This window comes from Stenotrophomonas sp. 05L44_2 (assembly GCF_056665995.1).
Genome location: NZ_JBFTNR010000624.1, coordinates 1 through 2,487 on the forward strand (window position 1 = coordinate 1; position 2,487 = coordinate 2,487).

3 protein-coding genes are annotated in these 2,487 nt (G+C 63.6%); 1 reads left to right on the top strand and 2 read right to left on the bottom strand.

Annotated features, from left to right (window positions below; all coding sequences use genetic code 11):
* Window positions 1-54: 54 nt before the first annotated feature.
* Window positions 55-483 carry a VOC family protein gene (locus tag AC1VAN_RS18350; RefSeq protein WP_025877330.1) on the top strand — a complete coding sequence of 143 codons (429 nt, stop codon included), beginning with the start codon at window positions 55-57 and terminating at the stop codon, window positions 481-483.
* Window positions 484-575: 92 nt separating this feature from the next.
* On the opposite strand, the gene AC1VAN_RS18355 is transcribed toward AC1VAN_RS18350, so the two are convergent.
* The gene (locus tag AC1VAN_RS18355; RefSeq protein ID WP_025877332.1) at window positions 576-1,007 is read right to left on the bottom strand and encodes a CBS domain-containing protein; all 432 of its coding nucleotides are present in this window, start codon (window positions 1,005-1,007) and stop codon (window positions 576-578) included.
* Between the two features lie 442 nt (window positions 1,008-1,449).
* On the bottom strand, window positions 1,450-2,487 hold a 1,038-nt coding region (gene glmS, locus AC1VAN_RS18360), incomplete at its 5' end, for a glutamine--fructose-6-phosphate transaminase (isomerizing) (RefSeq protein ID WP_480986393.1).

Sequence of the window (2,487 nt, forward strand, 5' to 3'; positions counted from 1 at the left end):
CGCCGGGCCCGGCCCGGCGCTACCGACTCCGTCCCCCTTTTTTGCGAGGTTCGTATGGAAACGATGGAACTGCACCGTGGGCGATTGATCGACCACATCCAGCTGGTCGTACGCGATCTGGCCGCCAGCCGCCGCTTCTACCAGGCGGTGTTCGACACGATCGGCATCCCGGTGGCCGGCGAAGGCGATGACTACTTCTGGGCCGACGAACTGTTCATTTCCAGCGCCAGCAGCGAGGCCGCTGCCGGCCAGTTGACCGGTCGCCACCATCTGGCGTTCCAGGCACGCGATACCGCCACCGTCGATGCTTTCCACAGCGCTGCGCTGGCGGCTGGCGGCAAGGACAACGGCGCGCCCGGCGAGCGCCCGTACCATCCCGGCTACTACGGCGCCTTCGTGCTCGATCCGGATGGCAACAACATCGAGGTCGTCTACCACGGCCCGGCGAACTACAGCGCCGATTCGGTGAAGGTCAGCTTCTGATTCCTGCGCTACGCGCTCGCCGGGCATGGCCCGGCGCTACCTACGAAGAAGCCGGGCAATGCCCGGCTTCGTTTCATCACACAGCGCAGGCCTCAGTGGGCCGCCATGTAGATGTCCTGCAACACGGCCTTTTCCAGCTCCAGCTCGCCCAGCAGGTTCTTCACGATGTCACCCAGGCTGAGGATGCCGACCAGCTTGCTGCCGTCGGTGACCATCAGGTGGCGGCGACGCGARTAGGTCATCAGGGACATGGCCTGCTTCAACGTGGCATCCGGCGCAATGCCTTCCAGGCCGGTGGACGGCAGGCTGGAAATCACCCGGCGACCGGCCTGCGGGCCATCATCGGCCAGGCTGCGGACGATGTCCTTTTCGGAAATGATGCCGACCGGCGCATCATCCTTCATCACTACCAGTGCGGCGATTTTATTCGCGCTCATCTTGTGCGCGGCGGCACCGATCGTGTCTTCCGTGTCGATGGTGATGACAGCTTCTTTCTTGGATTGCAGGAGCTCGCGGACGTTCATTCTTGTTTCCTGGTGCAGGTCACTCAAGTCAAAAAAGTGTGCTCTGCCGATTCGCCCCCTCCCCGGGAACAGACCTTTCAGTGCACGTCTGGCGCACCCACCTGCCGCTTGGAATGGATCGGCAGACGTCGTGCTGCAACACGAACGAGGGGGTTCAACGGCTCAACCCGGCTCTCGGTCAACTCGATTCTACGACTGCGACCATCGGTCACTAGCGGCATCGATGGGACAGTTCGTCGTAGGAACCAACTGACGATCCAGAGAATGGCACCGCGGCTGAAACCGCCGCTGAATACAGGCGATGTCGCGCATTAAAGATTGATTGCCTGCTGCCGACTGCGGACAGAAAACCCGGCAGCTGTCCCACTTGGCAGCGCCAGCGTCGTAAACAAAAGGGGCCACGTGGGCCCCTTTCGCATGCAGCATCCAATGGATCCGAGTGTTACTCCACCGTAACGCTCTTGGCCAGGTTACGCGGCTTGTCCACGTCGGTGCCGCGCGCCAGCGCGGTGTGGTACGCCAGCAGCTGCACCGGGATGGTGTGCACCACCGGGCTGAGCACGCCGGCATGGCGCGGGGTGCGGATCACGTGCACGCCTTCGGACGCGTTGAAGTTGCTGTCCTGGTCGGCGAACACGAACAGCTCGCCGCCRCGCGCGCGCACTTCCTGCATGTTGGACTTGACCTTCTCCAGCAGGCTGTCGTTGGGTGCGATCACCACCACCGGCATGTCCTCGTCCACCAGCGCCAGCGGCCCGTGCTTGAGCTCGCCGGCCGGGTAGGCCTCGGCGTGGATGTACGAGATTTCCTTCAGCTTGAGCGCGCCTTCCAGSGCGATCGGRTARTGCAGGCCRCGRCCGAGGAACAGCGCACTGCTCTTGCGTGCGAAACGCTCGGCCCATGCGGCGATCTGCGGTTCCATGTTCAACGCATGCTGCACGCTGCCCGGCAGGAAACGCAGCTGCTCCAGGTAGTCCGCTTCCTGTGCGGCATCAACGCGGCCATGCAGCTTGCCCAGCACCACGGTCAGCTGGAACAGCGCGGCCAGCTGGGTGGTGAACGCCTTGGTCGAGGCCACGCCRATCTCGGCGCCGGCACGGGTGTAGCAGACCAGTTCGCTGGCGCGCGGAATCGCGCTTTCCGGCACGTTGCAGATCGACAGCGTGTGCGTGTGTCCCAGCGATTTGGCGTACTTCAGCGCTTCCATCGTATCCAGCGTTTCGCCGGACTGGGAGATGGTCACGATCAGGTGCTTGGGATTGGCATACGCGGCGCGATAGCGGTATTCGCTGGYGATCTCCACGCTGCACGGCAGGCCGGCGATGGCCTCGATCCAGTAGCGCGCGGTCAGGCCCGAGTAGTAACTGGTACCACAGGCCAGGATCTGCACGCCCTCGATTCCCGACAGCACCGCTTCGGCATTCTTGCCGAACAGTTCGGCCGGGAAGCCACCAGCGTCGATCGCCGCTTCGATGGTGTC

What these genes read in the sequence shown, in the direction of transcription:
- AC1VAN_RS18350 (WP_025877330.1), top strand. Translation starts at nt 55, where the DNA reads ATGGAAACGATGGAACTGCACCGTGGGCGATTGATCGACCACATCCAG.